Raw genomic sequence first — 26,141 nt, 5'->3', positions numbered from 1 at the left:
TGCAAAGGCTGGCCGCGTGATCGGAGGACTCCGTTTCGCCCTGGCCCGGGCCCGGGCCGCCGCTGCGCCCCTCGTCACGCTCGCCGTCGTCGCCGCGCTGTCCGCGCTCCTCGTGGTCGCGGTCGCCGCCCTCATCGGGTCCGTCGAGACACGTGAGGCCCGCGGCGCGCTCGCCGCAGCGACCGGCGACCGCTCGCGCATCGTCCTGACCACGGGAGCGGATGCCTCGGCCGACGAGATCGCCGCCGCCGCACGTGATGCCGTCGGCGGCTGGGGCGCCGGCGGGGCGCTCGACGTCACCGTCGAGGACGGCGACGTCGTGCTGACGCCCGCTCTCGACCGCATCACCGGGGCGCAGTCGCTCGTGCTCGCCGACAGCCTGGGGGGCCTGCGCGACGCCGTCGAAGAGAGGACCGGCGACCGTCCGCAGGGGTCCGGCGGCCTGCGCGACACGCTCGGCGAGGTGCAGGACGGCATCGAAGTGCGTCGCGGGCCGACCGCCGTCGCCCTCGGACTGCTCGGACTGCTCACGGCCGTCGTGGTCGGGGCGGTCGCGATCGAGGCGGTGCGCGCGCGGGAGTCCGAGAGCATGCTCCTGCGCGCCCGCGGCGCGCGTCGCCGCGACCTCGTATGGCTCGGTGCGCTCGAGACGTCGGTCGTCGCTCTGGTCGGCTCGCTGGTGGGAGCGTTCGCGGGCGGGTTCGCTGCGGGTCTGTGGACGGGCACCGGCCCCAGCATCCTCGGCGCCCTCGCCGTCGCAACCGGCATCGCGGTCGTGGCCGCGGCCGTCGTCGCCGTCGCCACCGCACGCGGAGCGGACCGCGGATCGCCGCGTGCGCGCGCCGTCGCGGACATCGGCGCGGTCGTCCTGCTCGCCGTCGTCACCGGTCTGGCCGTCTGGCAGTTCGTGCAGTCGGGTACGCCGGTCGTCGAGCGAGGAGACGGCGGCACCGTGCTGGATCCGCTCGTCGCGATCGCCCCCGCGCTCGCCCTCGCCCTCGCGGCGCTCGTCGCGGTGGCGCTGGCGACGCCGATCGCGCGTGGCGTCGCCGCGGCGTTCGCGCCCATCCGCGGAGTCTCGCCGATCACTCCACTCCGGCTGGCATCGCGGCGCCCCGCCCGCCATGCCCTCTCGATCACCGTGGTCGCCTTCGCCATCGGCACGATCACCGTCGCCGGGGCCTACCAGGCGAGTCTCACCGCGCTCGGCGACGCTCCCGAGGCGCTGCGCGTCGGGGCCGACGTCAAGGTCGGCACGATCCCCGACGACGTGGCCGCCGCCGAGGTGGCGTCCGCGGGCTCGCCCGATGCCGCGATGCTCGCGCGCCCGATGAGCGCCCAGGGCGCCGACGGCCGCATCCCGATCCTGGCCGTCGAGGCACGGGAACTCGGTGAGGTCATGCTCGACGCGGGCGGAACCATCGACCCCGCGGCCCTCGGCGAGGCGCTGACCGTCGCCGACGCGGGGGTCCCTCTGGCGGGCGACGCGCTGACGCTGACCCTCGTCGCGCCGCCGGGCGAGCCGATCGAGTACGAGGAGGGTCAGTTCCACGAGCCGGGCTCTCCGGCGTTCCAGGTGCGCGTGAGCCTCCTGTCGGCCGCCGGAGCCACAGAGACGCTCACCTTCAGCAATGCCGATTTCAGCATCGGCGAGGACGACGACGGAAACGTCGTGGAGACGGCCGACGTCCGCGCCGAGGAGACCGTCACCTTCGAGCTCGATGCCGGCGACCAGTGGTCCCTCGCCGCCATCGCCCTCGCGTATCACCCGCTCGGCTTCGTCCCCGGCGCGGGGACGATCACCGCGGGCTCCGGCGGCGACACCGTCGACCTGTCGGCGTTCCGGCCCGCGGCCGGGACCCCGGGCAGCCTCGAGGTGACCGGGTCGGCGCTGACCTTCGCGCCGGAGGCGGCTGCCGGGGAGCCGTTCACGCAGGCCGTCGCCCCGGGTGTGCCCACCGCCGTGCCGGCCGTGATGACCTCGGCACTCGCGGCCTCCCTGAGCCTCGAGCTGGGCGACACGATCGCGCTCGAACTGCTCAAGCCCGAGTTCGAGGCCGACTTCGAGATCGCCGACATCGTTCCGGTGCTGCCCGGCACGTCCGCCGGTGAGGGGATGCTGGTCGACCTCGGGACCCTGTCGCTGGCGAGCCCGTTCGAGATCCTCCCGACGCAAGCGTGGCTGGCGACGGAGGACCCGGGCGCGGTCGCCGCAGCGGTCGAGGAGCAGTTCGCGCAGACCGTGACCATGATCGCCGACCCCCGTTCAGGGCAGAACGCCGCCGCCACGGCATCCGCGTTCTGGCTCGCCGCCGGCGGTGCGGTCGTGCTCGCCACGGTCGTGCTGGTGCTGCGCCGCACGCGGAGCCGCGCCGACGCGCGCGAGCTGGCGCTGCTCGCGGTGATCGGGCTCGGACGCCCGCGCGCGTCACGTGTCCGCGCGCAAGAGGACCTGTTCGCGGTCGCGATGGGGGCTGTCGGCGGCATCGCCGCCGGCATCGCGACGGCATGGCTCATCGTCGCCCCGCTCGTGCGGGCCGCCTACGGCAGCGTCCCGGAGGCGTACCCGGTCGTCCTGCAGGCCCAGCCCCTCCTGCTCGGTGGGCTGATCCTCACCGCCGCGCTGGTCTTCGCCGGCATCGTCGCCACCGTGCGCGCCCCCGGCGGCCTCGCCCCGCTCATGAGGGAGGACGAGTGACCCGATCGCCGGGCCTGTCCGCCCTCACCCGTCGACGTTTCGCGACGCCGCGCAGCGCCGCGCTCGTCATCGTGGCGCTCGTCGCCTTCGCGGCGTTCGTCATCGCCGCCGCGCCGCGGGCACTCGTGGGGGTCGTTCGGGCCGAAGTGGCGCACCAGGTGTCGGACATGCCGGCGATCTCGCGCGACCTGTCCGCCAGCCTCATCGGCTCGCCGGTTTTCGGGCCGGCGTCGGACCCGTCCGTCGCCGACGGCTGGGACGAGGGCGCTGCAGGCGTGTTCGGCGCGGTCGGACAGCTGCTCGCCGATAACCGCGGGTCGCTCGAACCCGAGCTCGCCCCGCTCGTCGGTGGCGCGCAGTTCGCCGGATATACGCAGGACATCCAGGTCGATCCCGCCGTGCTCGACCCGGAAGCGCCCCTCTCGATCGTGCAGCTCACATCGGAGCCGGGGCTGCGTCAGAATGTCGAGCTCGTCGAAGGGGAGTGGCCCGCGCCGTGGAGCGGCGAAGGCCCGGTCGAGATCGTGCTGAGCGCGGATGCCGCGCAGGCGATGATGTGGCCAGTCGGCGAGGAGCGTGCGCTGACACGGTTCACGCTCGGTCCGGGCAGCACCGCATGGACCGACGGCGGTGCTGAAGTCGTGCTGGCCGGCACGCTAGCCGCGGTCGACCCGGAAGCGGATCGCTGGGTCCACCTGCCCACGGCGCTGACCGCGACGGTGTTCGACGACGGCAACCGCCGGCCGACGGCCACGTCCGTGGCATGGGTCGACTCCCTGACGTGGCAGCAGGTCGCGCCCGGCTTCCGCACCTCGTTCCAGGCGTGGTACCCGGTCGACGGCGCGGCCGCGCTCGGCCAGGAGCCCGTCGCGCTGCTCGCGGCGCTGCGCGCGGCGACGTCGTCCAGCGTCCCGGTGGACGAATCCGGTCAGCTCCGCGTCCGCTTCCAGAGCGAGATCGTCGACGTGCTCTCGACCGCCCTCTCGCGCGCCAACTCGGCGAGCGCGATCCTCGCGGTCGCCGCCGTCGGTCCGCTCGCCGTGAGTGTCGCGCTCGTGGTCCTCGCGGCGGCGCTCATGATCCGGCGGCGCCGGGCCGACCTGTCCCTCATGTCCGCTCGCGGTGCTCCGCTCGCGCGCCTGCGCCGCCTGCTCCTCGGCGAGGGGCTCATCCTCGGGCTGCCCGCGGCCGTGGCCGCCGCCGTCGTGGCGATCGCCGTGACGCCGAACGACGCCGGCCCGGCCCCCACGGTCGCCGCGATCGCCGTCGGCGTCGTTCCCGGCATCGCCCTCGCCTTCACCCTCCGACCGGCGCTGCTCGAGCGCGGACGCGCCGACCTCGACGCGCCGGTGCGCAGCAAGGGCGTGCGGATCGTCGAAGCCGTCGTCCTCCTCCTCGCCGTCGTCGCGGTCGTGCAGCTGTTCGTGCGCGGCGTCGGCGCGGCCACCGAGGGGATCGACCCGCTGGTCGTGGCGGCGCCCCTCCTGGCGACCGTCGCCGTGGCGCTCATCGTGGTGCGGCTGCACCCCCTGCCCATCGCCGCCGCGCTGCGCGTGTCGCGTCGAGGCCGTGGTGTCGTCGGACTCGTGGGCGCCGCGCGCAACCTGCGGGACTCGGCCGCGGGCACCACCGCGGTGCTGGCGATGCTGGTCGCCGTCGCGATCGCCGTGTTCTCCTCGCTCGTGCTGGCGACCGTCGACCGGGGCGCGGTCGTCGCCGCGCAGCGCGACGTCGGCGGCGACATCCGACTTGCCGGCCCCTACTTCGACGAGGCCACGATCGAAGCGATGCGGGCCGTCGAGGGCGTCGACGAGGCAGTCGGCGTCCTCCGCGGCGACTACGTCACGGTCGCCGGGGCGTCGGGTCGCGACAGCGTGCAGGTCACCGTCACCGACACCGACCGTCTCGCGGCGGTGCAGCGCGGCATGGTGGGCGCCCTGCCCGAAGGGCTCATCGTCCCGGGTTCCGATCCGGTGCAGGTCGTCTGGTCCACGGCTCTGAGAGAAGACCTCGGCGAGGGCGGCGCCTCGGTCGTCGAGACACCGGTCGACGTCGTCGGCACCCTCGATCGCGTGCTCGGCATGACGGGCTCCGAGAAGTTCGTGCTGATGGACCAGTCCGACTATGCCTCGCTCACGGGCTTCGGGTTCTTCCCGCGCACCGTGATGGTCGACATCGCGCCCGACGCCGATCCGTCAGCCGTCGCCGGCGAGCTCAGCGCGGTCGTCGGCGACGGCCACTCCGTCCGGATCCTCGAGGAGTCCACCGCCGAGATCCAGGCATCCCCGGCCGTGTCGGCGCTGCGGTTCGTGCTGCTCGCGGCGCTGGGCGTCGCCGTGGCGCTGTCGGTCGTCGCGCTCCTGCTCGTCGCGGGCGTCTCGCGCGACGCCCGCTCCCGCGTGATCGCGCTGCTGCGCAGCATGGGCCTCGATCGCGGTCGCTCGCGCGGGGTGGTGGCGTGGGAGTTCGTCCCGCTGGGCGTCACGGGCCTCGTGGGCGGCGTCGCGCTGGGCGCGATGCTGCCGCTGCTCGTGGTGACCTCGATCGATCTGCGCCCTTTCACCGGCGGCGGCGGCCAGCCCAGCATCGCCGTCGACCCCGTCCTGAGCGGCACCCTCATCGCCGTCGTGGTGACGGCGCTGGCGCTCGCCGTGGTCGGCGGCGTCGTCAGCGCGCGCACGACGTCGATGGCGACCGTGCTCCGAACCGAGGAGGACTGATGACCGAACCCGACATCGCGTGCGAGGGCCTCGTGAGGATCTTCGCCGTCGCCGACATCGAGGTGCAGGCCCTCCAGGGCCTCGACCTCGTCATCGATCGCGGCGAGCTCGTGGCGCTGGTGGGGGCGTCCGGCTCCGGCAAGTCCACGCTGCTGTCGATCCTGTCGGCCCTCGACGCCCCGACTGCCGGCTCCGCGCGAGTGGCCGGTCGCGACCTGCCGTCGCTGTCGGCGCGCGACCGGGTCACCTATCGCCGCGAGGTCGTCGGCTTCGTGTGGCAGCAGACGGCGCGCAACCTGCTGCCCTACCTGTCGGCTCATGAGAACGTCCAGCTCGCCCGCGCCATCGGCGGCGACCGCAAGCACCCCGAGCGCGCGACCGAGCTGCTCGAGCTCGCCGGCGTCGCCGACGTCGCCGACCGGCGTCCGGCGGAGCTGTCGGGCGGGCAGCAGCAGCGGGTGGCCATCGCCGTCGCGCTCGCCAACGACCCGCGCGTGCTCCTGGCCGACGAGCCGACCGGCGACCTCGACGAGCACGCCTCCGCCGAGGTTCTCGCGACGTTCGAGACCGTGAACCGCGAGCTCGGCACCACCGCGCTCATCGTCACGCACGACCCCGCGGTGTCGGAGCACGTCCAGCGGACCGTGCAGATCCGCGATGGGCGCACGTCGACCGAGGTGCTGCGGTGGACGCACACCGACGACGAGGGGCGCGAGCACGACATGGCCGAGGAGTTCGTGGTGCTCGACAAGGTGGGCCGCCTGCAGCTGCCGACCGAGTACATGCACCACCTCTCGCTTCGTGAGCGAGTTCGGCTCAAGCTGAACCCCGATCACGTCGGCGTCTGGCCGGGCGACGGGCGCCAGACCCCGCCGGCCGGAAGTGGCGACGATGCCTCTCGCGCCCCGGAGCCCATACCTGCGGACGGCGCCGGGACCGACGTGCCCGCACCCGAGACGCGCCGCAGCCGGCGCGAAGGCTCCCACGAGGAGGAGAGCTCATGAGCGGACCCGTGCTCGAGGCATCCGGTCTCTCCGTCGTGCACCGCACGCCCGCGGGCGACGTGCACGCGCTGTCGGAGGCTTCGCTCGAACTCCGTCCCGGCGAGCTCGTCGTGCTCGTCGGACCTTCGGGCGCCGGCAAGACGACGCTGCTCCACGTGCTGGGCGGCATCCAGCCCCCGACGACCGGGCGCGTGCGCGTCGGCGACGTCGTGCTGACCGAGGCGCCCGAGAAGCAGGTCGACGCCGTCCGCCGCGACGACATCGGCTACGTCTTCCAGTCGTTCGGACTCATCGGCGCCCTGTCGGCCGAGGAGAACGTGGAGCTGCCGATGCGCATCCGCGGCACCGATCCGGCGGAGCGGTCGTCGAGGGTCTCGCGGCTGCTCGCACGCGTCGGCCTCGCCGACCACGCCAAGCAGCGGCCGGGGGAGCTGTCCGGTGGCCAGCAGCAGCGCGTGGGCATCGCCCGGGCGCTGGCCGGCTCGCCGCGCATCGTGCTCGCCGACGAGCCCACCGGCCAGCTGGACTCCCACACCGCGGCGACCATGATCGACCTCATCGCCTCGATCGCGCACGACGACGGCGTGGCCGTGCTGCTGTCGACGCACGACCCGTCCATCGTGTTCCGGGCCGACCGCGTGCTCGAGCTGCACGACGGCGTGCTGCGGGCGGGCTCGGTCGCGGCGCCGGTCGCGTAGCCGAGGGCGCCGGCACGGGCAAGAGCCGGGCGCTGTCGTCGCCCGGTGAAAGAATGCACGCATGCTGCTGACCGAAGTCGTCGCCGCTGCGGAGGCCGTCGCCGCGACGTCGTCACGGCTGGCCAAGATCGCCGCGCTGGCCGACCTGCTGCGAGGTCTCGCGCCCGACGAGATCGCTCCGACGATCGGCTTCCTCACCGCCACTCCGCGCCAGGGACGCCTGGGCGTGGGCTGGCGCAGCCTCAGCGCGCTCGAGACGACGCACGCCGACGAGCCCGCGCTTCAGGTGCTCGATGCCGACGCGGCGCTCGATCGGCTCGCGGCCACCGACGGCCGGGGCTCGGTCGCCGCCCGCCGCGACGAGCTGGTCGAGCTGTCCGAGCGCGCCACTCCCGCGGAATGGGACTTCCTGATGAGGGTCATGCTCGGCGAGTTGCGCACCGGCGCGCTCGAGGGCGTGCTGCTGGACGCGGTCGCCAAGGCTGCGGGGCGCGACACCCCGGCGGTGCGCCGCGCGGCGATGCTGTCGGGCGACCTCGGCGCCACCGCGGTCATCGCGCTGACGGGCACGGCAGACGATCTCGACGAGGTCGGACTCGTCGTTGGTCGTCCCGTCATGCCGATGCTCGCCTCGACCGCGGCGTCGGCGACGGAGGCGATCGCGGCGGTGCCGGGCGAGGCATCCGTCGAATACAAGCTCGACGGGGCCCGCATCCAGGTCCATCGCGACGCCGACGAGGTGAGGGTCTACACGCGCAACCTCGCCGACATCACCCATCGCGTGCCCGAGATCGTCGACGTGGTGCGCGCCCTGCCTGCTCAGCGGCTGATCCTCGACGGTGAGACGCTGTCGCTCGATGAGGACGGCGGGCCCCGCCCGTTCCAGGACACCATGGCGCGATTCGGATCCGAGACCGGCGCCGAGGTCGTGCTGCGGCCCTGGTTCTTCGACGTCCTTCATGTCGACGGGCGCGATCTGCTCGACGAGCCGCTGTCGACCCGGCTGGGCGTGCTCGCCGACGTCGCCGGCGACGCCCGCATGCCGGGCATCGTCACCGACGATCCCGCTCGGGCCGAGGAGTTCTCCCGCGAAGCGCTCGCGGCGGGGCACGAGGGCATCATGGTGAAGGGCGTCGAGTCGCCCTACGCCGCGGGCCGGCGCGGAAAGAGCTGGCTGAAGGTGAAGCCGGTGCTGACCTTCGACCTCGTGGTGCTTGCGGTCGAGTGGGGCTCGGGGCGCCGCGCGGGGCAGCTGTCGAACCTGCACCTCGGGGCGCGCGACCCCGATGGGGCGTTCGGCGAGCCCGGGGGATTCGTGATGGTGGGCAAGACCTTCAAGGGGCTGACCGACGCGCTTCTGCGCTGGCAGACCGAGCATTTCCCGACGATCGAGACGCACCGCTCGTCGTACGCCGTGCACGTGCGACCCGAGACCGTGGTCGAGATCGCGATCGACGGCGTGCAGCGGTCGACGCGTTATCCCGGGGGAGTGGCTCTCCGATTCGCGCGGGTCAAGGGCTACCGTCCCGACAAGGGCCTCGCCGAGGCCGACACGATCGACGCGCTGCGCGCCCTGCTGCGGGCGTGAAATGGTTGGGCCAATCCTGAGCCGACCCTGAGGTGCGCCGCCGGAGTCCGTGAAACGATGAACGCGGGACTGAGCTCGACGACAGGGGTGTCGCGAGCCGGTGGGGAGAATGGGGTTTCATCATGGCGCGATTCCGTGCGCTCAAAATCTGTGCTGCCTTCTGTGCGGCACTACTGCTGGTGGCCGGAGGGGCGAATGCCGCTGTGGCCGATCAGCTCGCGTTCGATGGGGACGGGCTGGCGCCCTTCGACCCGAAGGCGACACAGGTGGCGGCCTGCACGGACGGGTCCGTGCAGTTCACCGTGCTCATCGCCGCGCGCCGCAACGGCGGAGGCGGGAACGTCTTCGCCGACGGCTCGTCGGTGACCGTCGGCTTCGCATCGGCGCAGACCACAAGCGGGATGAGCGCCTCGTTGCCGAATCCCGCCACGATCGCGATCCCTGCCGGCTGGGCGGGCCTGGGCAGCTCCTCCGACAGTGTGAGCCCGACCAGCATCCCCGCCACCGTCACGCTCGCGGCCAAGGCCACGGGCGGCTCCGGTACCCTCGCGTTCACCTACACCGGCCGGAACAGCTCGAACGGCGCCGTCACCGGCGTCTCGACGGTTCCCGTGACGTGGACGACGAAGGCGTGCAACGCCGACACCACCGCGCCGACCCTCAACCTGCCGGCATCCGTCACGACCGAGGCGACGAGCTCCGCCGGCGCGGTCGTCTCCTTCCCGTACTCCGCCACCGACGCCGACCCGGCGTCGCCGACGGTGACCTGCACTCCCGCTGCGGGCTCGACCTTCAAGCTCGGCACCACGCCGGTGTCGTGCTCGGCGACCGACGCCGCCGGCAACACGGCGACGGGCTCGTTCAACGTCCTCGTCCGTGACACGACCGCCCCCGCTGTGGGGGCGATGTCGAACATCGCGATGGAGGCCACGGGATCCGGCACGACGGTGTCGTGGACCAACCCCGTCGCGACCGACGCGGTGTCGGGCAGCCCCGCCGTCGCGTGTGTGCCGGCCTCCGGGACGTCGTTCGCGGTGGGTTCCACGACCGTGACGTGTTCGGCGACGGATGCTGCCGGCAACACCGGCTCGTCCATCTTCACCGTCGCGATCTCCGACACGACGAAGCCCAGCATCGTGGTGCCCGCCGAGTTCACCGTCGACGCGACGGCAGCGTCCGGCGCCACGGTCACGTACGCCGCCTCGGCCTCCGACTCCGTCGACGGCCCGATCGCGGTCACCTGTACCCCGGCGTCGGGGAGCGTGCTCCCCCTCGGCGACACGACCGTCCAGTGCTCGGCTTCCGACGCACGCGCCAACACGGCGTCCGCCTCGTTCATCGTCCACGTGGTCGACCGCATCGCTCCCGCCGTCACGGTGCCTGCGCCGATCACGGCAGAGGCGACGGGCCCGACCGGTGCCGTCGTCACCTTCGCGTCCTCCGCCGCTGATGCGGTCAGCGGTGCCCTCGCGACGTCGTGCGTCCCCGCGTCCGGTTCGACCTTCCAGCTGGGTGTCACCGACGTCGTGTGCACGGCCGAGGATGCCGCGGGCAACACGGGCACAGGCTCGTTCAGCGTGACCGTCGTCGACACGACGATTCCCGTGCTCACCCTGCCCTCGCCGATGACGGTGGAGGCGACCGGCCCGGACGGCGCTGTCGTCAGCTTTACGGCGACGGCCGATGACACCGTGAGCGGCGCGCTCACGGCGGTGTGCGACCCCGCCTCCGGCGAGGCGCTCGACCTCGGACCGCACCAGGTCACCTGCGTGGCGGTCGATGCGGCCGGCAACAAGGCGACCGGCGTGTTCTCCGTGTACGTGGTCGACACGACAGGGCCCGCGATCACGGCTCCTGAGAAGGTCACCGTCGAGGCGACGGGACCCTCGGGTGCCACGGCTGAATACGACGTGACTGCTGACGACCTCGTGAGCGGCGCGGCGGAGGTCGTGTGCTCGCCGGCGTCGAACACGCACTTCGTCCTCGGAACGACCGAGGTATCGTGCACCGCGGTCGACGCCGAAGGCAACAAATCGCATGCGACGTTCGGCGTCGTCGTGCAGGACACCACCGATCCGTCGGTGACCGTGCCTGCGGGCGTCACTGCGGAGGCGACCGGTCCGGCCGGAGCGGCGGTCGAGTTCAGCGCCACCGCGTCCGACATCGTCAGCGGCGCGCTCACGCCGTCCTGCGTGCCGCCGACAGGTTCCGTCTTCCCGCTCGGCAAGAGCACGGTGAGCTGCACAGCCGTCGACGGCGCGGGCAACGACGGCAGCGCGTCGTTCGAGGTCACCGTCCGTGACACGACTGCTCCTCGGCTGAGCGTCCCGGCCGACATCACCGTCGAGGCGACCGGCCCCGAGGGCCGTACGGTTGCCTTCGTGCCCACCGCCGATGACGCGGTCGACCAGTCGGTCACGCCGGTCTGCACCCCGGCGTCGGAGTCGATGTTCGCGCTCGGCTCGACGCTCGTGTCCTGCAAAGCGACCGATGACTCCGGCAATTCCTCGACCGGTACCTTCCGAGTGATCGTGGAGGACACCACCGCACCGATCGTCGAGGTGCCGGCCGACATCACACGCGAGGCGAGCGGACCGAGCGGTGCCACGGTCGGCTACACGGTGACCGCGACGGACATCGTCGACCAGGACGTCGTCGCCGAATGCGCGCCGCCCGCCGGCTCCACCTTCCCGATCGCCACCACCACCGTCGGCTGCTCCGCGACCGACGACGAGGGCAACACCGGCAAGGGATCGTTCACGATCACGGTGGAGGACACGACCGCTCCCTCGCTCACGGTTCCTGCCGATCTCACGGGTGAGGCGACCGGTCCCGAGGGCCGCGTCGTCGGCTTCTCGGCGACCGCGACCGACATCGTGGCCGGGGAGGTGACGCCGGTGTGCACCCCGGCCTCGGGCAGCACGTTCGCGCTCGGCGAGACGCTCGTCACGTGCGCGGCGACGGACGGGCACAGCAACAGCACGAGCAAGGCGTTTCGGGTGACCGTGGTCGACACCACGGCGCCGACGCTGTCGCTGCCCGCGCCGATCACGCGTGAGGCGACCGGGCCGTCCGGCGCGGCCGTCTCGTTCGAGGCATCCGCCACCGACATCGTGGACGGCGCCGTCGGCGTCACCTGCGCACCGGTGTCGGGGTCGACGTTCGCGCTCGGCACGACGACTGTCGCGTGCCAGGCGACCGACGCCGCCGGCAACACGAGGCACGGCTCGTTCACGGTGAAGGTGCAGGACACGACGGCACCCGTGATCACGTGGGTCGGCGGCCCGACGGCGGGAGCGTCCTACGTCTTCGGCCAGGTACCCGCTGTGGGCACCTGCACGGCGACGGACACCGTCTCGGGCTTGGTCGCCTGCCAGGTGGCGGGCTACGGCTCGACGGTCGGCGCCCACACCCTCACCGCGAACGCGGTCGACGGCGCGGGCAACACCGCGACGGCTGAGCGCTCGTACTCGGTCCTGGCATGGCGGCTCAGCGGCTTCTTCCAGCCGGTCGACATGAACGGCGTTCTCAACACCGTCAAGAACGGCGCGACGGTTCCGCTCAAGTTCGAGGTCTTCTCGGGCGCGATGGAGCTGACCACTACGACGGCGATCAAGACCTTCACGCAGAAGGAGGTCTCGTGCCAGACCGGCGCGACGGTCACCGACGACATCGAGGTCACGACGACGGGCGGCACCAGCCTGCGATACGACTCGACGGCTGGCCAGTTCATCCAGAACTGGCAGACCCCGAAGAAGCCCGGTGCCTGCTACACCGTGACGATGACGACGCTGGACGGTTCGTTCATCTCGGCGAACTTCAAGCTGAAGTAAGCCACACAGCAAGAGAGGCCCCGGAGCGCGATGCCCTCCGGGGCCTCTCGTCGTCCGCGCGCCCCGGCACAATGGGCTCATGCGCATCGTCGTGCTCACCGGCGCCGGGATCTCGGCCGAGAGCGGAGTCCCGACGTTCCGCGACGCCGACGGCCTGTGGGAGGGGCACCGCATCGAGGACGTCGCGACGCCCGAGGCGTTCGAGCGCGACCCCGACGCCGTGCAGGCGTTCTACGACGCGAGGAGGCGGGCCGTGGCATCCGTCGCCCCCAACGCCGCGCACTTCGCTCTCGCCCGACTCGAGAACGCGCTGGGCGACCGGCTGCTCGTGGTGACCCAGAACGTCGACGACCTGCACGAGCGCGCCGGCACCCGCAACCTCGTCCATATGCACGGTGAACTGCGGCGGGCACTGTGCACGGCATGCGGGGCGCGTCCGCTGCACGACGGCGACCTGGAGCCGCGACCGCCGTGTCCGGTCTGCGGCGAGCGGATGCTGCGCCCCGACGTGGTGTGGTTCGGCGAGATGCCATACGAGCTCGACCGCATCGAGCAGGCGGTCGTCGCGTGCGACGCGTTCGTCTCGATCGGCACGTCGGGCGAGGTGTACCCGGCCGCCGGCTACATGGCCCTCGCGGCCGCCTTCGGCGCCCGCACGGTGGAGCTCAACCTCGTGCCGAGTGATCCGCTCATCCCGTTCGACGAGGCGCGCGCGGGGCGAGCGGGCGAGCTCGTGCCGGTCTGGGTCGACGAGACTCTGCGTCTTCTCGGCGCCTGACCTGCATGAAGGAAGGCGCCGGGCGATGATCCGCCCGGCGCCTTCCTCCTGTCCTGCTGCTACGTCCGCACGCCGTTGCCCCGCAGACGCGAGAGCGCGTCGACGGTCGCGGCGAGGATGAGGACGCCGCCGGTGACGAGCAGGTTCACACCGGCCGGCAGGTTCAGCAGGCCGAGGCCGTTCGTGATCGTCGCGATCACGAGGGCACCGATGGCCGCATGCATGAGCCGGCCCTTGCCGCCGAACAGGCTGACGCCGCCGACCACCGCGGCCGCGACGCCCGAGAGCACGATGTCGCGTCCGACGGTGGCGTCGACCGTGCCGACGCGCGACACGCTCAGCAGCGCCGAGAACACGGCGAGGCTCGAGCAGATCACGAACGCCCACCACTTGATCCAGCGGACCTTGACACCCGAGCGGCGCGCGGCCTCGGCGTTGCCGCCGATCGCGTAGATGTAGCGCCCGAACTTGGTGCGGTCGAGCACGAACGTTCCGATCCACAGGATCACCAGCACGATCGGCACGACGTTCGGAACGCCCTGCACCGCGACGACCGACTGGCCGCGGTCCTGATTGAGGATGAAGACCACGGCTCCGCCGATGACGGCGATCACCGCGAGCTTGATCCACACCAGCGACATCGCCCGGTTGGGGACCCCGGCGCGCGTGCGGCGCGAGCGATCCCAGAACGACGTGCCCGCCGAGACCGCCAGGATGATCGCGAGCATGACCCAGCCGCCCCACACGGGCAGGTTTCCGTTCTGCAGCGCGATGAGCTCGGGCACCTCGACGCGGAACAGTCCGCCCGGTCCGATGACGACGAGCGCGAGCCCCTGGAGACCCAGGAACAAGCCCAAAGTCACGACGAACGATGGGATGCCCACCCTCGCCACGAAGAAGCCGATGAAGGCGCCGATGAGGAACCCGAAGCCGAATCCGATGAGCAGCGCGAGCCCCCACGGGATGTTGAACTGCGAGTTCAGCACCACGAACAGCGCCATGCCCACGCCGCCCGTGACACCGGCCGAGAGGTCGATCTCGCCCAGCAGGAGCACGAACACGAGCGCCATGCCGAGCACCACGAGGGTGGCGGCCTGATTGAGCAGGTTGGCGAAGTTGCGCTCGGTGAGGAAGAACGGGCTCAGCGCCGTGAACAGGATGCCGAGCACCACGAGGCCGCCGATGGCGGGCAGGGCGCCCATGTCGCCGCTGCGCACGCGCTGCCACCAGGCGCGCGCCTGGTCGGCGACGCCGCCCTCGACGCCGCTGCCGATCAGGTCGCTCGCGAGCGGGTCGGGTGCTGCTTCCGTGCGGGTTGCGTTGCTGCTCATACCGCTCCCTCCTCGGTGCGAAGCGTGGATGTGTCGACGATGTTGACGCCGGCCGGCGTCTTCGTGCCGGTGATGTACCCGACGACGTCGTCGCGGGTGGTCTCCGACGTCGGGATCTGCGCGACCATCTGGCCGAGGTACAGCACGGCGATGTCGTCGGCGACCTCGAAGACGTCGGCGAGGTTGTGGCTGATGAGGATGACGGCGACGCCCTGGTGGGAGAGCCGCTTCACCAGGTTCAGCACCTGCTCGGTCTGCGCGACGCCCAGTGCGGCCGTCGGTTCGTCGAGGATGACCACGCGCGCCTTCTTCAGCACAGCGCGGGCGATCGCGACGGTCTGGCGCTGGCCGCCCGACAGACTCGACACCTTCTGCCGCACCGACTTCACGGTGCGGACCGAGAGCGACCGCAGCGTGTCGGACGCCTCCTTCTCCATGCGACCCTCGTCGAACGTGCCGATCGAGGTCTCCTCGCGGCCGAGGAACATGTTCTGGACGATGTCGAGGTTGTCGCACAGGGCGAGGTCCTGGTAGACGACCTCGATGCCGAGGCCCGAAGCGTCGCGCGGGGCGTGGAGGTCGCGGTGCGACCCGTCGATGAGCACTTCGCCCTCGTCGTAGGGCTGCACGCCTGCGAGACCTTTGATGAGCGTGGACTTGCCGGCGCCGTTGTCGCCCACGAGGGCGGTCACCTTGCCGGGGTACACCTTGAGGTCGACGCCCTTGAGGACGCTGACCGGACCGAATGATTTCTTGACGCCGACCAGCTGGATGATCGGCTCTGTGGCGGTGATCGTCTCTGACATACTCGCTTCCTTGCAGAGTGTCGGTGCGAGCGCGGAGGGCGCCGCGCCTGATGACGCGACGCCCTCGCGGGCTCTTGCCCGACAGATTACTCGGCGGGGATTCCGAACTCCTCGCACGCGGCCATGACATCCGGGGTGCAGACGTCGTCGTACGACGCGTCGCCGGCGGCGATGACGTCCTTGACCTGCTCCGGTCCGACGAGGATCGGCGTCACCTGGATGTACGGCGTGCCGTCCTCGAGCTCGGCGTCGGTCGAGACCTCTTCGCCCTTGAGCAGCGCCACAGCGGTCTCGACGGCGGCCTCGGCCTCGTCCTTCACCGGCTTGTAGACCGTCGCGGTCTGCCAGCCGAGGAGGATGTTCTGCAGGCCTGCGACGTTGGCGTCCTGGCCGGAGACGGCCACGCCCTCGAGGTTGTTGTCCTGCAGGACCTTGATCACGCCGGCCGCGTTGGTGTCGTTCGCGACCCAGACGCCGTCGACCTGGCCGCCGAGCGAGGTGAGGGCCTGCTCGAAGTTGGTCTGCGACTTGGCCTGGTCCCAGACTCCCGGGGGCTCGGCAGCGGCGGTGATGCCCGCCTCTTCCATGACCTCGACGGCGCCTTCCTTGAACATCGCCGCGTTGCCGTCGGTCGGGTCGCCGCCCATGTAGACGACGGTCGCCTCGGCCGGGTCGACGCCCGCGGCCTCGAGGCCGTTGAGGACGGTCTGGCCCTCCATGCGACCGACCTCGACGTTGTCGAACGACACGTAGTAGTCGGCGCCCGAGAACGGACGGTCGTAGGCGATCACCGGGATGCCCTCGGCCTTGGCCTTGGTGGCCACGGCCTCGGCGGCGCCCTGGTAGTCGACGAGCAGCATGACGCCGCAGCCCTGGGCGAGCTGCTGGTCGGCGATCGTCGCGTACTTGTTGACGTCACCCAGAGCGTTCTGGATGTCGGTCTCGAAGCCGGCGCCCTCGAGGCCCTCCTGCAGGTACTTCGCGTCGAAGTTCTCCCAGCGCGGCGACGACGCCGCGTCGGGAAGGATCACACACGCACGACCGCCGGTGGCTTCGCCGCCGTCGTCGCCGCTGTCGCTGGGAGTGCCGCCGGAGTTGCCGGCACAGCCCGCAAGCATCACCGCGGCGGCACCCGTGAGGGCGGCCACGGCGAGGAGTGAAGACTTCTTCATCATTCGCCTTTCGTCATTGAAGTGCGCGAGCCCCAGGTTCGTCCCTGACGCACTTCGCGCTTGGTAGCGATCATTTCCGCCCGGGGTTCTTGTCGTCAAGTCTTGAACGTAACGCTTTGGCAACGCCGGTGAGCGGATGCGACGGGCGCGCGCTCGTCTTTCGTCAATCCGCGTCCCACGGTGCAGAATGCATGAAATCGCGCCCGGACGAAGGCAGATCGACCAGTACGAGGAGAATCGTCAGGGAATCGATGCGACGGCGAGTTCGCCGCGTGAAGGCACTCCGTGGTCAGGCGAGTCCGGTGGCCGCCCTCGTACGGCGCGAGATCGAGTCGACGATGACGGCGAGGACCAGCACGACGCCCGTGATCATGAACTGCACCGAGGAGTCGAGGCTGAGCAGCGTGAGCCCCGACGAGATCGACTGGATGACGATGATCCCGAGGAGTGCCGAGAAGGCCGACCCGCGGCCGCCGAAGAGGCTCGCGCCGCCGATGACGGCGGCGGCGATCGCGTTGAGATTCACGTCTCCCGTGCCCGAGCTCTGGTTCGCCGATGCGAGGCGTGCGGCGGCGAGGATGCCGCCCACCGCGGCGAGCGTGGAGCACATCATGAACACCGACATGTAGATGCGGTCGACCCGGATGCCGGCGCGCCGCGCCGCCTCGACCGAGCCGCCGACCGCGTAGACGGCGCGCCCCCAGCGCGTGCGCGTGAGAACGAGATTCATGATGACGATGAGCCCGATGAAGAAGACGAACATCACGCCGACACCGCGGTCGAGGTTCAGGTACCACGCGGTCAGCAGGAGGAACACCAGCAGCCCGCCGCTGCGCACGCCGATCTCGAGGCTGCTCCGGCTCACGAGGTTCGCCGCCGCGCGTCGGCGCGCGTGGCGCAGCAGCACCCACCCGTACGCACCCACCGACAGGACGACGAGCAGATACGCCGCCCAGTGGGGAAGGAACCAGTCCTGAGCGAACGCGACGATCCACGAATCGAACGGGAGCCCGATCGTGCCGGTGTCGCCCAGCACCCACAGCTGGAGCCCCAGGAACCCCAGGAGGCCGGCGAGGGTGATCACGAAGCTGGGCAGCCCGAAGCGGGTGTACAGGAAGCCGTAGAGGAGGCCGACGAGGCATCCGATGCCGATGGCGGCGACGAGTGCCAGCACGAGGGGCCAGCTCAGCTGCACGAATGTGACGGCAAGGACGGCCGCGGCCAGGCCCGACACCGATCCCACGGACAGGTCGATCTCGCCCAGCAGCAGCACGAGCACCACCCCGAGGGCGATCGTGCCGATCGCCGCGCATTGCATGGTGAGGAGAACGAGGTTCTTGCTGGAGAGGAACACCGGGTTGAGCGCCTGGAAGACCAGCCAGATGACGATGAGCCCGCCCACCACCGGCGCGGCGCCGAGATCGCCCCCGCGGATGCGCGCGAACAGCGACTCGACAGCCCCGCGGAGTCCGGCGACGCTGAGCAGCCGCCGGTCGTCGGCGTCCGCGCCCGGGGCGGGCATCGCCTGATCCCGGCTCACGGACGACCGCCCTTCGGCGGCGACGGACGACGTGGCCGCGAGCTCGGCATGCGGATGATCTCGGCGGCCGGGCCGTCGCCGTCATCGTCTTTCGGTTCGCCGTCGACGGGAGCGCCCGCGGCCGGCGGGATCGTCGAGGCCCGCTCGGAGGCCATGCGTGCGGCCGAGTTGTCGGCGGCGCCGGTGATCGCAGCGATGAGGGTCTCGCTCGTGACCTCCGCGACGTTGTAGACGCCGTTGTTGCGGCCGAGGCGCAGCACGACCACGCGGTCGGCCACGGCCATGACGTCCGCCATGTTGTGGCTGATGAGGATCACCCCGTGGCCGCGCTCGCGCAGGCGCTCGATCAGGTTGAGCACCTCGGCGGTCTGCGCGACGCCGAGCGCGGCCGTCGGCTCGTCGAGGATCACGATGCGCGGATCGCCGATGAGCGACCGGGCGATCGCGACGGTCTGGCGCTGGCCGCCCGACAGCGACGCCACCGGGATGCGCACCGAGGGGAGCTTGGCGGACAGCTCCCGCAGGAGCGTCCACGTGCGCTGCTCCATGTCGACCTCGTCGAGCCCCAGTCCGTCGCGCAGCTCGCGCCCGAGCCACAGGTTGGCCACGACGTCGAGGTTGTCGCACAGGGCGAGATCCTGGAAGATCGTGGCGATCCCGAGGTCCTGCGCATCGGCCGGACTCGGGATGTCGACGAGCGCGCCGTCGAACTCGATCGTGCCGGCGTCGGGCGCGTGCACGCCCGCGAGCACCTTGACCAGCGTCGACTTGCCGGCGCCGTTGTCGCCGACGAGCGCGACCACCTCGCCCTCGTTGACCCAGAAGTCCACGTCGGTCAGGGCCTTGACCGCACCGAAGTGCTTCCCGATGCCGCGCATGGTGAGCACCCGTTCGCGCGAGCGTCCCGCGCGCGGCTGTGTCATCGACATCCGCTCATGCCCTCCTCGCCAAGGTCAGGACCTTACCCGATGCCCGCGGCTTCGCACGCATCGGCGTACTGCGGGGTGCAGATGTCCGTCACGGTCCAGAACCCGTCGGCGACGACGGTCTCGAGGATGTTGTCGACCGTCACTGCCACGGGGTCGAGCAGCGTCGTGGGCACGCCGCCGACCCGCATGGGCGCCGTGACCTCCTCGCCGTTGAGCAGGGCGACCGCCACCTCGGCGGCGAGCTCCGCCTGCGGCTTGATCGCCTTGTACACGGTCATGTGCTGATCACCCGTGATGATCCGCTGGAGCGCCGTCAGCTCGGCGTCCTGACCCGTCACGACGGGGAACGGATCGACGTTCGCCGCCTTGAGCGCCGCCACCGCGCCACCGGCCGTGCCGTCGTTGGCCGCATACACGCCGACGATCTCGTCGCCGTACTGCGCGATCTGCCCGGCGACCCACGCCTGCGCCTTGTCGGGACTCCAGTCGGGGGTGTCGTACTCGGCCAGCACGTCGAGTCCGCTGGCGTCGATGAGGCTGTGCGCGCCCTCGCGGAACTGGGCGGCGTTGCTGTCGGTCGGCGAGCCGTTGACCATCAGGATGCCGCCGCCCCCGGCATCCTCCACCGCGTCGACGAACTCCGCCGCCTGCAGCTCGCCGACCTTCTCGTTGTCGAACGAGACGTAGTACGCGAGGTCGCCCCCGGCGATGAGCCGGTCGTACGAGATGACGGGCACGCCCTTCGCGTTCGCCGAGCGCACGATGCTGACGGCCGCGTTGGCGTCGACCGCGTCGAGCACGAGCACGCCGGCGCCCGCCGCGAGGGCGGACTCCGCCTGCTGCTGCTGCTTCGCGGCGTCCTGGTCGGCGTTGGAGTAGAGCACGTCGTAGTCGCCGAGCTCGGCGACGCGCGCCTCGAAGAAGGGCCGGTCGAACGTCTCGTAGCGCGCCGTCTTGGCGTCGGGGAGCAGGAGCGCGATGGAGTCGGATCCGCCGCTCGACGAGGGGCCGGGACCGGAGGCCGAGCACGCGACGGCACCACCGGTGACCGCGAGCGTCAGCGCCGTGGCCGCTGCCACGCGGCCGAGCGCCTTCTTCAGAACCTCGCGTCCTGATCTCGACTTCGCCATGGGCTACGCCGAATAGGGGAGTGCTTGCGCATCCACCGTCACATGGTCGAGCGCGATCGCGATCGCGCCGCGCGTCTCGGCCCACTCGCCGAACGAGGCGCCGACGATCTCGGGGAGTCCGCCGGCGGCCGGCAGTGCGGTGCGCTCGAGCGAGTGGCGCATCGGGGCCATCAGGATCTCGCCGGCCTGGGCGAGCTCACCGCCCATGATGATGAGCTCGGGGTCGAAGAGGTTGCACAGGCTGGCCGCGGCGATGCCGATGTGGCGACCGGCGTCGGCGATCACCCGTCGCGAGCTGCCATCGCCCGCCTCGGCGGCCTGCAGCAGGTCGCCGAGCCGCTGCATGCCCTCGCCCGCGGGGAAGAGCGACAGCAATGCCGGCCCACCGGCGTAGGTCTCGAGGCAGCCGCGGTTGCTGCAGCGGCAGATGGGCCCGTTCTCGTCGATCGTGACGTGACCGATCTGCCCGGCCTTGCCGTTGACGCCGCGGAACAGGTCACCGCCCACGATGAGGCCCGCGCTGATCGTGTGGCCGACGCGGATGAACACCGACGACGACGCCTCGCGCCCGTTGCCCTCGCGCGCCTCGGCGAGACCGCCGAGGTTGGCCTCGCTGTCGACGTAGACCGGGCGCCCGATGCGGGCGGACAGGCTCGCCGCGACGTCGACGCCCTCCCAGCCGCGGAGAAGCCCGGGCGTCGAGACCATCCCGGTGCGCGGGTCGATCGGCGCGGGCAGGGCGAGACCAACCGCGAGGAGGTCGGAAAGCGAGCCGCCGAGCGACTCCATCATGTCGCCGAGCAGCAGGCTGAGCCGGTCGAGCTCGGCGTCGTGGCGGTGGTCGAGGGCGAGGGGAAGCGACGACTGCGTCACGATCGCGCGCGCCGTGTCGGCGATGGCGATGTGCAGCTGCCGCGAGCTGAAGTGGACGCCGGCGACGAGGCCCAGCTGGCGGGCCAGCGACACGAGGGTCGCACGTCGCCCGCTGCGCGACGTGAACGACGTGTGCAGCAGCCCCGAGGCGGTCAGCTCCTTGACGATGTTGGACACCGTGGCGGGCGAGAGCCCTGTGCTGCCGGCGAGCTCGATCTGGGTCAGGCGCCCGTGCCGCTTGAGCGACTCCACCAGGCGCGCGCGATTGGCCTCGCGAAGCGAGGTCTGCGAGCCCGGCGGCGGGTTATGGCGTGCCACAGACGACACTGTACCGGACGGTCCTTTCCCCAGATCGGGCGTGCCTTCGAGGCATCCGCTCGCCGATGGCGGGAACGACGGAGCGGATGCCCCGCCCGGCGCGGCGCGCGGGGAGAGGCATCCGCTCTGCTGTCATGCCGTCGCGCGGGCGGCCGCCAGCCGCTCCTCGTCGACGCGGTCGAGGTCGTGCAGCGACGACCCCTTGGTCTCGCGCATCGACACGACGGCGATCAGCGTGATCGCGGCGGCGATCGCGAGGTAGATCGCGACGGGCACCCACGTGCCGTACTCGGCGAGGAGAGCCGTCGCGATGATCGGGGCGAGCGAGCCCGCGACGATCGAGGTGACCTGGTAGCCCAGCGAGACGCCCGAGTAGCGCATGCGCGTCGGGAACATCTCCGACATGATCGCCGGCTGCGGCGCGTACATGAACGCGTGGATGATCAGGCCGAGGCAGATCGCGAGGATGACCACGATGGGGTCGCGCGTGTCGAACATCGGGAAGGCGAAGAAGCCCCACGCCGCGGCGAGCACGGTGCCGATGAAGTACACGGGCCTGCGGCCGATGCGGTCGGCGAGCGCGCCGATCACCGGGATCACGAGCATGTGCACGATGTGCGCGATGACCAGGTAGCCGAGGATCGCCGTGACGTCGAGCTGCAGGGCGGTGCGCAGGTAGACGATCGAGAAGGTCACCACGAGGTAGTACATGATGTTCTCGGCGAAGCGCAGGCCCATCGCCGTGAGCACGCCGCGGGGGTAGCGCTTGATGACCTCGAGCACGCCGTAGCGGGTGTGCTTCGACTCCTCGGCCTGCTTCTGCGCCTCGATGAAGATCGGGGCGTCGGTGACGCGCGTGCGGATGTAGTAGCCGACGGCCACGATCACGACCGACAGCCAGAAGGCGACGCGCCAGCCCCACGAGAGGAAGGCCTCGGGCGACAGCGTGTTGCTGAGGATCAGGAGCACGACCGTCGCGAGGAGGTTGCCGAGGGGCACGGCGGCCTGCGGGAACGAGGCCCAGAATCCGCGCGAGCGGTTGGGCGAGTGCTCCGAGACGAGCAGCACCGCGCCGCCCCACTCGCCGCCGACCGCGAATCCCTGCGCGAAGCGGAGGAACAGCAGCAGCCCGACCGCCCAGTATCCGACCTGGTCGAACGTCGGGAGGCAGCCCATGAGGAACGTCGCCACGCCGACGAGGGTGATCGCCAGCTGGAGCAGCTTCTTGCGCCCGTACTTGTCGCCGAAGTGCCCGAACACGATGCCGCCGAGCGGCCGCGCGATGAAGCCCACCGCATAGGTCGTCAGCGCCGCGATGATCGGGGTGTACGGGTCGTCCGACGGCGGGAACATGATGACGTTGAACACGAGCGTCGCGGCGGTGGCGTACAGGAAGAACTCGTACCACTCGACGACGGTGCCCGCCATCGACGCGGTCACGACGCGGCGAAGGGTGGACTGCTTCTCAGGGGATGCTGTGGCGGATGCCATGCGCTGGTACCTCCTCGTAGAGCGCGAACGCGGCGATGAGTGCCGCGGTCCGAACCCTACCTGACGGAGGATTCAGGTTTCAACACGGGATGCGTGAGAATCCGCTCACACGGGGGTTAGCATCGACACGTCATGGACACCGTCGTCGAGGCCCTCCGCGCCGCCCTCCCCGCCGCAGCCGTCGCCACCGATCCCGAGACGCTCTCCCGATGCAGTCACGACGATGCCGAGTGGGCCGAGTACGGCACACCCGCGGCCGTCGTGTTCGCGGGAACCGTCGAGCACGTGGTCGCCGCGGTGCGGGTGGCCGCCGAGCACGGGGCGCCCGTGGTGCCGCGCGGCGCCGGCACGGGTCTGTCGGGTGGTGCGAATGCGACGAACGGATGCCTCGTCCTCTCGCTGGAGCGCATGACGGCGATCACCGAGGTCGACGTCGCGGAGCGCTACGCCGTGGCCGAGGCGGGCGTGCTGAACGACGATCTGCGCCGTCACGTCGTCGCGCACGGTCTCTGGTACCCGCCGGACCCCGCCAGCCAGGCGATCAGCACCCTCGGCGGCAACGTCGCCACCAACGCCGGCGGCATCTGCTGCGTGAAGTACGGCGTCACGCGCGACTATGTCATCGGCATGACGGTCGTGCTCGCCGACGGGTCGATCGCGAAGCTGGGGCGGACGACGGCGAAGGGCGTCACCGGGTACGACCTGACCGGTCTGTTCGTGGGATCGGAGGGGACGCTCGGGATCGTCGTCGACGTGACGGTGAAGCTCCGGCCGCTCGCCGGCCGCGAGGAGCGCGCGATCGTCGGGTACTTCGGCTCGCTCACCGACGCTGGTCGCGCCGTCGCGGCCGTGTCGGCGGCGGGGATCGTGCCGTCGGCCCTCGAGCTCATCGATCGCACGTGCCTGCACGCGGTGGCGCAGTGGCAGGGCTGGGAGCTGCCCGAGCAGTCGGAGGCCCTGCTGCTCGCGAAGGTCGACGAGCCCGGTGCCCGTGGCGACGAGCTCGCCGCCGCGGTGGCCCGGCTGTTGCGCGACGCCGGCGGGGATCGCGTCGAGCGCGCGTCCGATCCCGACGAGGTCGACCGGCTGTTCGCGGCGCGCCGGCTCGCGTACCCCGCGCTCGAGCGGCTCGGCCCCGTGCTGACCGAGGACGTGTGCGTTCCGCGGTCGGCCGTGCCCGAGATGCTCGCCCGCATCGAGGCCGCCGCGACCGCGGCCGACGTCGTCATCGCCAACATCGCCCACGCCGGCGACGGCAACCTGCACCCGCTGATCGTGGCGCCCGACGGCGACGACGACGCCAAGGCCCGCGCGAAGATCGCCTTCGACCGCATCGTCGACGACTGCCGTGCGCTCGGCGGCACGGTGACGGGTGAGCACGGCGTGGGCCTGCTCAAGCTCCCCGGAGCGGCCGAAGAGCTCAGCCCGACGGTCCTCGGTCTGCACCGCGCCATCAAGAACGCCCTCGACCCCGCGGGCATCCTCAACCCCGGCAAGGCCTTCCCGAACGGAGACTGATCCCGCATGACCTCGCTCACCGCAGACGACGGCGTCCGCTTGGACGTGATCCAGACCGGTGATCCCGCCGCCCGACCCGTCGTGCTGCTCGCCGGCTTCAAAGCCGCCGCCACGAGCTGGCTGTATCAGGCGAAGCCGCTGGCGGATGCCGGCTACCGCGTCATCACCGTCGACGTCCGGGGCCACGGCGCAGCCGACCGGCCCGAGACGGGGGTGGGCATGGCACGCCGCGGCCGCGACCTGCGCGACGTCATGGAAGAGCTCGATCTGACCGGCGCCGTGCTGGTGGGCGGGTCGATGGGCGGGAACACCATCTGGTCGTACCTCGCCCAGTTCGGCGGCGACCGCGTGGGAGCGATCGTGATCGTCGACCAGACGCCGAAGATGCTGAACACGCCGGACTGGCCGAACGGCTTCTACGGCTACGACCAGTCCAACGTCGACACCTACTTCGCCGAGCGCATCCCCGAGACAGGCCACGGCACGCCGCTCGCCCGGCGGGGCATGCGGCTCGTGCGCCTGCTCAAGGCGATGAAGGGCGCCGAGCGCGAGCTCACGCCGGGCGAGCTCTCCCTGCTGCATGATCACGCGACCGCCGACTGGCGCGCCGTGATCGCCGCGACCGAGCAGCCGGTGCTCTTCGTCGCCGGTGCCGAGAGCGAGTTCTGGCCGAGCGCGCACGCCACGGCGTCGGCGGCGCTCGCTCCGCTCGGCGAGGCCGTCGTACTCGACAACGACGGTCATGCGGCCAACATCGAGCAGCCGAAGGCGTTCAACGCCGCGATGCTGTCCTTCCTCGGACGCGTCGCGCCGGCCTGACCCCTCCCCGCGACGCGGTCAGGCGCGCTCGGCGGCGAGGCGGATGAGCACGATGTTCCCCGACTCGTCCATCTCGGCGACGGACGGGTGCGCGCGCACGAACTCGGTGAAGCTCTTGTGTCCGAGCGCCTTCTCGCTGAACGACGGATCGAGGCGCTTGATGAGGCTCTTCACCGCCGAGGCGTGCTGCCACTCGACGTCCTCCTTGTCGCTCTCGAGCCGCAGCGCTCGCTCGAGGAGCGCCTCGACGGGGTCGGGCTGGGCGGCCTTGCGCGAGCGGCGGCGCGGGGGCGCGGCATCCGTCGCCTCCTTGCTCACCGGCGCCGTCTCGGCGACGCCCGGCAGCGCGTCGTAAGAGTCGAACTGGTCGCACGCCGCCGCCAGCGACTTCGCCGTCGAGCCGGCCACCCCGACGCCGACGACGAAGCGGCCCAGCCGCTTGCAGCGCTGCGCGAGGGGCACGTAGTCGCTGTCGCCGGCGACGATCACGACGTGGGTGAGGTCGGGGAGGCGGAACATGTCCTCGACGGCGTCCACCGCGAGACGGATGTCGGCCCCGTTCTTGGCGTAGGCCGCGGCCGGGAACAGCTGCACGAGGTCGACCGCGCGGGCGACGAGCTGCGAGCGGTAGACGGCGTTCACCGGAGACGACCAGTCCGCGTACGCCCGCGTGAGGACCAGCGTGCCGAACGACGTCGCGTAGTCGATGATCGCGCCGACGTCGATCGTGGCGGCGGTCAGGCGCTCGGCGATCTCGCGGTCCGAGGCATCCGTCATGATCTTCTGACGGTCGCGCGAATAGGCGTTCTTGCCGTGCACGCGGTCGTACCAGCTCATGACGATGTTGTCGAAGTCGAGGTAGACCGCGACGCGGGCGTTCTGCAGATCGGGCATG

General features: G+C 71.5%; 18 protein-coding genes. 9 read left to right on the top strand and 9 right to left on the bottom strand.

Going from position 1 to position 26,141, the window contains the following annotated elements:
- Window positions 1–16 precede the first annotated feature (16 nt).
- From OB08_RS10030 to OB08_RS10000, 7 genes are all read left to right on the top strand, one after another.
- Window positions 17–2,698, top strand: coding sequence for an FtsX-like permease family protein (locus OB08_RS10030; protein ID WP_461474308.1), 2,682 nt, complete (start codon window positions 17–19; stop codon window positions 2,696–2,698).
- Window positions 2,695–5,418, top strand: a complete 2,724-nt coding sequence (locus OB08_RS10025; RefSeq protein ID WP_461474307.1) for an ABC transporter permease — start codon at window positions 2,695–2,697, stop codon at window positions 5,416–5,418. The genes OB08_RS10030 and OB08_RS10025 overlap by 4 nt, the downstream gene beginning before the upstream one ends.
- On the top strand, window positions 5,418–6,422 hold the full coding sequence (locus tag OB08_RS10020; protein WP_461474306.1) for an ABC transporter ATP-binding protein: 1,005 nt from the start codon (window positions 5,418–5,420) through the stop codon (window positions 6,420–6,422). Before OB08_RS10025 ends, OB08_RS10020 begins: the two co-directional genes overlap by 1 nt.
- The gene (locus tag OB08_RS10015; protein WP_461474305.1) at window positions 6,419–7,120 is read left to right on the top strand and encodes an ABC transporter ATP-binding protein; all 702 of its coding nucleotides are present in this window, start codon (window positions 6,419–6,421) and stop codon (window positions 7,118–7,120) included. The genes OB08_RS10020 and OB08_RS10015 overlap by 4 nt, the downstream gene beginning before the upstream one ends.
- Before the next feature lie 61 nt (window positions 7,121–7,181).
- Window positions 7,182–8,708, top strand: a complete 1,527-nt coding sequence (locus OB08_RS10010; RefSeq protein ID WP_461474304.1) for an ATP-dependent DNA ligase — start codon at window positions 7,182–7,184, stop codon at window positions 8,706–8,708.
- Between the two features lie 203 nt (window positions 8,709–8,911).
- Entirely contained in the window at window positions 8,912–12,541 is a 3,630-nt protein-coding gene (locus OB08_RS10005) for an HYR domain-containing protein (protein ID WP_461474303.1), read from the top strand.
- Between the two features lie 79 nt (window positions 12,542–12,620).
- Window positions 12,621–13,319 (top strand): NAD-dependent deacylase, encoded by a 699-nt coding sequence (locus OB08_RS10000; RefSeq protein ID WP_461474302.1) that lies wholly within the window; start codon window positions 12,621–12,623, stop codon window positions 13,317–13,319.
- Window positions 13,320–13,378: 59 nt separating this feature from the next.
- On the opposite strand, the gene OB08_RS09995 is transcribed toward OB08_RS10000, so the two are convergent.
- The 8 genes from OB08_RS09995 to OB08_RS09960 form a co-directional block, all read right to left on the bottom strand.
- The gene (locus tag OB08_RS09995; RefSeq protein ID WP_461474301.1) at window positions 13,379–14,650 is read right to left on the bottom strand and encodes a sugar ABC transporter permease; all 1,272 of its coding nucleotides are present in this window, start codon (window positions 14,648–14,650) and stop codon (window positions 13,379–13,381) included.
- Window positions 14,647–15,456: an ATP-binding cassette domain-containing protein gene (locus tag OB08_RS09990; protein WP_461474300.1), complete on the bottom strand. Its 810-nt coding sequence runs from the start codon at window positions 15,454–15,456 to the stop codon at window positions 14,647–14,649. The genes OB08_RS09995 and OB08_RS09990 overlap by 4 nt, the downstream gene beginning before the upstream one ends.
- Window positions 15,457–15,542: 86 nt before the next feature.
- Window positions 15,543–16,628, bottom strand: a complete 1,086-nt coding sequence (locus OB08_RS09985) for a sugar ABC transporter substrate-binding protein (RefSeq protein ID WP_461474299.1) — start codon at window positions 16,626–16,628, stop codon at window positions 15,543–15,545.
- Between the two features lie 289 nt (window positions 16,629–16,917).
- On the bottom strand, window positions 16,918–18,168 hold the full coding sequence (locus OB08_RS09980) for a sugar ABC transporter permease (RefSeq protein WP_461474298.1): 1,251 nt from the start codon (window positions 18,166–18,168) through the stop codon (window positions 16,918–16,920).
- Window positions 18,165–19,091 carry an ATP-binding cassette domain-containing protein gene (locus OB08_RS09975; RefSeq protein WP_461474297.1) on the bottom strand — a complete coding sequence of 309 codons (927 nt, stop codon included), beginning with the start codon at window positions 19,089–19,091 and terminating at the stop codon, window positions 18,165–18,167. Before OB08_RS09975 ends, OB08_RS09980 begins: the two co-directional genes overlap by 4 nt.
- A gap of 38 nt (window positions 19,092–19,129) precedes the next feature.
- Window positions 19,130–20,227, bottom strand: coding sequence for a substrate-binding domain-containing protein (locus OB08_RS09970; RefSeq protein WP_461474296.1), 1,098 nt, complete (start codon window positions 20,225–20,227; stop codon window positions 19,130–19,132).
- A 3-nt stretch (window positions 20,228–20,230) separates the two neighbouring features.
- Window positions 20,231–21,418 carry an ROK family transcriptional regulator gene (locus OB08_RS09965; RefSeq protein ID WP_461474295.1) on the bottom strand — a complete coding sequence of 396 codons (1,188 nt, stop codon included), beginning with the start codon at window positions 21,416–21,418 and terminating at the stop codon, window positions 20,231–20,233.
- 132 nt (window positions 21,419–21,550) lie between these two features.
- Window positions 21,551–22,909: an MFS transporter gene (locus tag OB08_RS09960; protein WP_461474294.1), complete on the bottom strand. Its 1,359-nt coding sequence runs from the start codon at window positions 22,907–22,909 to the stop codon at window positions 21,551–21,553.
- A 132-nt stretch (window positions 22,910–23,041) separates the two neighbouring features.
- On the opposite strand from OB08_RS09960, the gene OB08_RS09955 reads away from it, so the two are divergent.
- Window positions 23,042–24,427 carry an FAD-binding oxidoreductase gene (locus OB08_RS09955; protein ID WP_461474293.1) on the top strand — a complete coding sequence of 462 codons (1,386 nt, stop codon included), beginning with the start codon at window positions 23,042–23,044 and terminating at the stop codon, window positions 24,425–24,427.
- A 6-nt stretch (window positions 24,428–24,433) separates the two neighbouring features.
- Complete coding sequence (locus OB08_RS09950) at window positions 24,434–25,246, top strand: alpha/beta fold hydrolase (protein ID WP_461474292.1); 813 nt, start codon at window positions 24,434–24,436, stop codon at window positions 25,244–25,246.
- A gap of 18 nt (window positions 25,247–25,264) precedes the next feature.
- Here the strand turns inward: OB08_RS09950 and OB08_RS09945 are convergent, their stop codons facing one another.
- Window positions 25,265–26,140, bottom strand: a complete 876-nt coding sequence (locus tag OB08_RS09945; RefSeq protein ID WP_461474291.1) for an NYN domain-containing protein — start codon at window positions 26,138–26,140, stop codon at window positions 25,265–25,267.
- Between the last annotated feature and the right edge of the window lies 1 nt (window position 26,141).

Source organism: Microbacterium sp. HJ5, assembly GCF_054824025.1.
This window is presented reverse-complemented; position numbering and strand designations above follow the sequence as displayed.